Source organism: Staphylococcus pettenkoferi (genome assembly GCF_002902685.1).
GTDB classification, from domain to species: Bacteria; Bacillota; Bacilli; order Staphylococcales; family Staphylococcaceae; genus Staphylococcus; species Staphylococcus pettenkoferi.
The window spans coordinates 1-7,311 of the sequence record NZ_PPRN01000048.1; the positions used below are offsets into that span (position 1 = coordinate 1).

5 protein-coding genes are annotated in these 7,311 nt (G+C 36.7%); 3 read left to right on the forward strand and 2 right to left on the reverse strand.

From position 1 onward, the window contains the following. Positions 1-733 (forward strand): UTP--glucose-1-phosphate uridylyltransferase (locus CD126_RS09040; RefSeq protein ID WP_103370360.1); only part of this gene is annotated, 733 nt, incomplete at its 5' end. Between the two features lie 254 nt (positions 734-987). Further along, on the forward strand, positions 988-1,617 hold the full coding sequence (locus CD126_RS09045) for a PIG-L deacetylase family protein (RefSeq protein WP_049408222.1): 630 nt from the start codon (positions 988-990) through the stop codon (positions 1,615-1,617). 53 nt (positions 1,618-1,670) lie between these two features. On the opposite strand, the gene CD126_RS09050 is transcribed toward CD126_RS09045, so the two are convergent. Together CD126_RS09050 and CD126_RS09055 are read right to left on the reverse strand one after the other, a co-directional pair. After that, entirely contained in the window at positions 1,671-3,176 is a 1,506-nt protein-coding gene (locus tag CD126_RS09050; RefSeq protein ID WP_049408223.1) for a glycosyltransferase, read from the reverse strand. 59 nt (positions 3,177-3,235) lie between these two features. Beyond that, a complete protein-coding gene (locus CD126_RS09055; RefSeq protein ID WP_049408225.1) occupies positions 3,236-4,732 on the reverse strand; it encodes a glycosyltransferase in 1,497 nt (498 codons plus the stop codon). Between the two features lie 279 nt (positions 4,733-5,011). On the opposite strand from CD126_RS09055, the gene CD126_RS09060 reads away from it, so the two are divergent. Continuing rightward, the gene (locus CD126_RS09060; protein WP_103370361.1) at positions 5,012-7,183 is read left to right on the forward strand and encodes a bifunctional glycosyltransferase/CDP-glycerol:glycerophosphate glycerophosphotransferase; all 2,172 of its coding nucleotides are present in this window, start codon (positions 5,012-5,014) and stop codon (positions 7,181-7,183) included. Positions 7,184-7,311 lie beyond the last annotated feature (128 nt).

Consider the following 7,311-nt stretch of genomic DNA (forward strand, 5'->3'; position numbering starts at 1 on the left):
ATCTAAAGCAGGTATTGAGGATGTCATCATTATAACTGGAAAGCACAAACGTGCGATTGAAGATCACTTCGACAATCAAAAAGAACTAGAAGACAACTTAGAAAGTAAAGGTAAAGATGAATACTTAGAAAAAGTGCAAGAAGCGACAGATTTAGCGAACATCTTCTACGTACGTCAGAAAGAACAACTTGGCTTAGGTCACGCCATCTATACTGGGAAACAGTTTATCGGTGATGAACCATTTGCGGTACTCTTAGGGGACGATATCGTTGATTCAGAAACACCTGCGATTCAACAATTAATAGAACAGTATGAGGAAAACGAAGCCTCAGTCATCGGAGTACAACAAGTGCCAGATTCCGATACTTCACGGTACGGTATTATTGATCCATCTTCTCAAGACGGACGCCTATATAAAGTGAATAAGTTTGTAGAAAAGCCTGAACCAGGTACAGCGCCTTCAAACTTAGCGATTATGGGACGTTACGTCTTGTCACCACGTATCTTTGACTATTTAGAAGATCAACCTAAAGGTCGTGGAGATGAAATCCAACTTACAGATGCGATTGAACGTATGAATAAAGAAGAACAAGTGCTAGCATATGATTTCGAAGGAACACGTTATGACGTCGGGGAGAAAATCGGCTTCGTTAAAACAACAATTGAGTATGCGTTGAAAGATCCAGAAATGAAAGATGAAATTAAGAAGTTTATTAAAGAAAAATCGTTATAACTTGAATAATTGGGATTATGGTGGATAGTAGGTCTCCCATAATCCCTTTTTACTATACCTCTAAAATGACATAGCAAAATTAACTCAAAATTGACTTTAGAGAAAGAGCAAAATATAATACCTTTATCGAGTTACGGTGGATGCGAGTCATAATGTGTTGAGTTGAGCCAGAGAATGGTATCTAGCCCTCAAAGAAAATATATTATCATGACCTCATTTCAACGTGGACAAATTAACATCAAGAGGAGAAAAACATGAGAAAATCAGTATTAGCAATCGGTGCTCATCCAGATGATATTGAAATTGGCTGTGGAGGTACTTTACTGAGTTTAGTTAAGAAAGGTTATGATATCTATTTAGTTATCATGACTAATGGTGAGAATTGGCAGTGTAAGACGAAGAACGTACGTATAGTTGAACAAGAGGAGGCCTCTCGCTATTTACTAGCAAATCATACATTTTACCTAAATTGTCGGGATGGCTATATGCAGAAAGATCCAACGGTGATTGACCAACTCACCGAAATTATTCAGGAAGTGGATCCACAAATTATCTTTACACATTACGCTTCAGATTATCATCAAGATCATCAAACGACTTATCAAGTGACAAGTGCGTCAGCTAAGAAGCGGACACTTTATTTGTATGAATCAGTGACGAGTCAACATTTCAATCCTGATACATTCTACGATATTTCAAATGAATATGACCATAAGCACCATTTAATAGGATTACATCACTCGCAAATTGTTAAATATTCACAACGTGATGATTCATTGTATTCTCGAGTGAGAACCTACAATGCCCGCCATGGACTTGAAATAGGCGTAGAGTACGCGGAAGGATTCGTTACAGAACGGGCGCAATTAGACAAGTTAGTATAAATAATAGGGAGTCAATCATCTGTTCGATGACTAGCTCCCTTCTTTTAGAAATATTATTCTTTCTTTAGTGTCTTAACGAGTTGAGCATAACGCTGAATTGCTGTGCCTTCAGATAAATGCTCTGACAATGCGACTTCTTTGAATGGATAGTGATCTATTTTCTCCATATATTTAGCAAAAGATGTTACATCATTAGGTTCGACGAGGTATCCATTATGTCCATGGTCTATTATTTCTTTCGGACCATAGCGCGATGCATAGGAGATAACCGGACAACCATTTGCAATGCTTTCCATGATGGTAAGCCCAAACCCTTCAAACCGTGTAGTAAGAAGAGACGCTTTCGATTCAGAGAATATACGATTAACTTCATTGGTATAGCCATGAATCGTCACTTTGTCCCCAATGCCTAAATCTTTGATTTGTTTCTTCAACTCTGGTAAGAAATTATCGTCGTCGCTACCATATAGATGTAAAGGTGTCTTATTTCCCCTTTGAGCATAAATCGCATAAGCATCAATCAAGTGATTGACTTGTTTTTGATAACTAAAGCGACCGATATAGACGAAATAACGTCGATGTGTCGTCGCATTTTTAGGTTTCTTCAACTGCTCACTAAAATGAGGTATGATTGCGAATTTCTCATCTGGAAAATGGAATTCACGTTGCAAATCATCTTTCTGTTGATGTGTTAATATTAAATATCTTGAGACTTCTTCTGGATGTTCTAGACCATAGCGATAGAGTCCATCTAGTCGAGATGGATCTTCGTGTAAGAAATGTATGTTATGAAATACGAGCACGTTTTTCGTTTTGACATTTTTACCTAACAGAGGTTTGTCAAGCTTACGTGCATCGTTAAAGACGATGTCGCCCTCTTTAAAACGTTGATCAAAGTAGTAAGCGCGAAGCTCACTCAGTGACCGAAATGTTTGATAGACTTGGTTATCTTTGATTAATTCAATCAGACGAATCTTCTTCGTTTCTGCAGAATAGTATTTGCGACAATAAATATGACCATTCGTATCATAGAACGTTTCACTAATACGTGTCCATTTAACTGGTGAAAACTGAGTCACCATATGGAGTTGACCATATTTATTGTAATGACGACGCTCAAGACGTTTCTTATGAATCGGACTTCTCAAATCTTCGAAACTGAGTATGTCACTGTTAGGTCTGTATTTACGGTAAAGCACATACGTATCGCCATCGTAATATCGAACAGCCGGTTTTTTATCATCCACTTTGTGTGTGAGTCCTTCAATCTCTATGGGTGTGGTAAAGTAGCGTCGTTTTTGACTAAAACGTCGTGTAGGTGGTTTGAGTAATTGATATCCTGATAACCAATCATACATATTTTCAAGTTGAAAGTCAGTGCTAATTTTTGATTTTTTCATATAGTCTTCATAAATATCTTCATAATTTGCGTTATAATTCGTCGTAAGAATTTTAATAGGTTCTTTAATATGCTCTGCCATTAGTAAATTACGACGAAGTGTTGCGAATGTTCTACCTCCATGTTCAAGAGGCAACGTAGTGGTAATTGTATAGATCATAATTAAACTCCTATTTAAGTCATAATATCTATATTAGTTGTGATGAAGTAGTTAGGTCGTTATTTAAATGACTGTATTAAGTCACGATAACTAGCAATCGCGCTTTGTGTGTGGAACTGTGGTTTAAGCTCTACTTGAGCAAGACGTTGATTCATAAGTTGTGCCATCTTGTCCGCAAACTGTGTCGTATTGTTCTTCTCCACTAGATAACCGTTCACGCCATCAACAATCATCTCACCTGGTCCATAATTGTAATCGTAAGAAACGACTGGCGTGCCAACCGCAAGACTTTCCATGATAGACAGGCCGAAACCTTCGAACTGACTTGTGGAAAGAGAAGCGATCGCTTTACTAAACTCAATTAATGGTTGATTCGTAAATGACTCTATCGTGACATAATCATGGATATTGAATTTATCAATCCACGCTTGAACTTGTTTAACTTGTTGTTTGTCACTGCCACCAAAGAGTACGAGTGGCGTCTGATAGCCTTTAGATAGAAATTGTTGGTACGCACTTAGTAAATGATCAAGTTGTTTCTCATGACTGAATCGTCCAATATATATAAAGTGAGATTTCTGTTCGAACGAGCGATGATAATGACTATAATCATCGATATAATGCGGAATCACTTTAATCTTGTCTTCTTCTATTTTGTAGCGTTGCACAAGGTCTTCTTTCTGCTTTTCAGTGAAGACTATAATGATTGAAAGTTGTTCCGGATGCTTTAAGGCATATTTGTATGAACCTTTAAGTTTATCGTTGTCCTTCAAATGTGTGCTATGAAGAACGATGACATTGTACGTTTTGTTAGATTTATGCATGAGTGGTTTATCTAAAAGTCGTGCATCATTAAAGACGATGTCATTCTCTTTAAATCGACACTCGTAATAATATTCCATCAGTTGTTTCTCTGTCTTAAAGTATTTCGGATATTGATTTGGACGATGCACCTTTATAAGATGTAAAGTATTATTTTCATCGCAGTCATAAAATTTTTCACAATAAAGTTGATCTGCTGTATCAAAGAATGATTCATGTATGGTCAGCTCTGTGTCAATGTCGAAAGCAATACGTTTATGTAGACGTCCATAACGATTAAATAATTGTCTTTCAACTAAAGCACCGCTCATACTGTCGAATCTGTTGTCAGCTTTAAGTACACGACTATTCTTATAGTAAACGCGATGACGTATAAGTCGATTTTGCGCATCGTAATACTTGAAATGGTTCGCTTTCGTTTGAACTCTTCGCAAACCTCTAATCTTTAGACGCGTTTTTGTAAAATGAGGTTGGTTGGAGAATTTACGCGTAGGTACATGAAAGAGCATGTGATTGGAGAGCCAATCGTACATGTTTTCATGATAAATTGACGAGTTAATCAGATTTTTATCTCTAAATCCTTTAATAATATTAGGATAATCTGCGTTGTAATTCGTCGTGATGATAGTAGCTTCAGTGCTGAGGTGTTCTGTGATGAGTTTATTACGTTTAAGTAACGATTTTGTACGTCCACCATGTTGAGGTGGTAACGTTGTAGTTATTGAATAAATCATAAAACATATCCCTCGCAAGTAGTATTGAATACTATACCCGTAGATGTCACCATGTAATTATCTTGTTTTACAATATATCATTTATCAAAATATTAGCAAAGTAAACAAATAGTAATTTAACTTCAACGATCAAGCGCAAAATTAGTTGAAAAGTTATGAGCTTATCTCTAAGATTAAATTGGTTACTTGTTTCGTTTGAAACATAATAATTGATGTAAACTCAACTTAATATTCATGATGATAAGCGACTAGATATATTTAAAAGGATGGACAAAATTGATGAACAACTTAACAGTAATAGTTCCTTACTACAACAATGAAGAAACGCTCAAAGTATGTATCAACAGCTTGAAAGGCCAACGTTACCAACAATTTAACTACATCTTTATTAATGATGGTTCCACAGATGCATCAGAACAAATTGTCGAACGTGAAATGGCAGATGTCGATGCTGAACGTGTACAACATATCACACTTAAAGAGAATCATGGCCATGCACATGCACGTAATAAGGGTATGGAAGCGGTCAATACGCCTTACTTTATGTTTGTCGATGCAGATGATGTGTTAGCTTCCTATGCTCTGAGATTCTACAGTCAGAATTTAAATCAATCAGATGCATTAATTGCGCCTATTCATAAGTTTGCGGTGCGTACACCACAATATGTTGACTTAAATAAAGTGAAAGTACGTCATTATCATGGCAAAGGTAATGCGAATTCTTTCCTTCGTAAGAACTCTGTATGTAATATGGTGCTTCGTACGGGCATTGTGCGAGGTAACAATTTGCGTTTTGACGAAGATATTCAAATTTATGCGGATCAGACATTCTTACTTCAATACGTTCAACACGTAGATCGCTTCGTTCGTATCTACGGGTTCCCGTTCTACTTCCGTGGTGAGTTATTAGATCCGTTTAATACACTGCAACTATCAGAGAGAGCGTTTAGTCTGCGTTTTAATGACTATGTGAAAAGCTTTTACAAAAGTATTCAACTTACTGATAACAGAGAGAACCAACAATTCTTAAAAACGAAGATGGTCAACACACTCATTTCAAGCTTTGATCCGTCTCACCCAGACGTACACGAGCGTTACCTAGATCATCGCAATCTTTTATCGAAAGTAAGTAAAGATTTACTTCCATCTATTCTGAAAAGTAAAAAATTCTTATTTGGAGTAGAAATGGCCTTAACTGCGCTAGGTAAAAATGACTCTGCTCAGAAATTTAACCATTTCCGTTATATTACAAGACATTTGAAGAATGTTCTCTTGCGTAACAAAGATAAAGATTTATCACGTTACAAGCTAACAGATAAACCTGAGAATGTAGATGACAAGACGATTGTATTTGAAGCCTTTGGTGGCAAGAATTACAGTGATAGTCCGAAGTATATTTATGAGTACATGGCTAAACATTATCCTTATTTCAACTATAAATGGGTTGTGAAAAAACCGGATAAAACGGAAGTGCCAGGACCAGCTGAGAAAGTGAAGAAGAATTCACGTGAATACTATGAGGCATACTCTCAAGCGAGTCACTGGGTATCAAACGCACGTATACCGCTGTCGATTAATAAGAAATCTAATCAACTTTATTACCAAACTTGGCATGGTACGCCACTGAAACGTCTTGCAGGCGATCAGAAATATGTACGTATGCCAGGTACAACAACAGCGAAATATAAAGTGAACTTCCGTACAGAAACAGATCGTTGGGATTATCTCGTGTCTCCAAACCGCTATTCAACAGATATCTTCCAATCTGCGTTCTGGATGGATCGAGATCGTATTATCGAAACAGGTTATCCACGCAATGATATCTTAGTTAATCGCCAGAATGATCAGGAACTCATCAATCATATTCGTGAGAAAGTGAACATTCCTGAAGGTAAGAAAGTGATTATGTATGCGCCGACTTGGCGAGATGATGAGTTTGTGAAGAAAGGTCAGTATTTATTTAATCTGAAGATCGATTTAGAGAACTTATACAAACAGCTTGGGGATGACACTGTAATTCTATTGCGCATGCATTATCTTATCGCCAATGCCTTGGACTTAGCAGGTTATGAAGACTTTGCGATCGATGTATCTGATTACGATGACGTATCTGAACTCTTCTTAATCAGTGATGCATTGATTACAGATTACTCTTCAGTCATGTTTGACTACGGTATCTTGAAACGTCCACAATTCTTCTTTGCGTATGATATTGAAAAATACGATAAGGGACTACGTGGATTCTATATGGATTACAAATCAGACTTACCTGGACCAATTCACACAGATGCTTATGAGCTCACAGAGAATTTGAAAGATCTTGATAAAGTACAAAAAGATTACCAATATAAAATTGATGCATTCTACGACCGTTTCTGCTCAATTGAGAAAGGTAACGCATCTCAAATTATCGGTGACATGATTGCGAAAGATGTTGAAGGTAAGGAATAGTAGATAAAAGGCTTCAGTGAAGCTATTCTGCTAGAGGCATAATTAAGTTTATTAAAAGTAACTACAATCTATATATTCATAAATTAAGGGTCGAAAAGGCAATTACACCTTTTCGACCCTTATTATTT

Coding starts and splice junctions, on each gene's coding strand:
- CD126_RS09045 (WP_049408222.1), top strand. CDS start 988: ATGAGAAAATCAGTATTAGCAATCGGTGCTCATCCAGATGATATTGAA.
- CD126_RS09050 (WP_049408223.1), bottom strand. CDS start 3,176: ATGATCTATACAATTACCACTACGTTGCCTCTTGAACATGGAGGTAGA.
- CD126_RS09055 (WP_049408225.1), bottom strand. CDS start 4,732: ATGATTTATTCAATAACTACAACGTTACCACCTCAACATGGTGGACGT.
- CD126_RS09060 (WP_103370361.1), top strand. CDS start 5,012: ATGAACAACTTAACAGTAATAGTTCCTTACTACAACAATGAAGAAACG.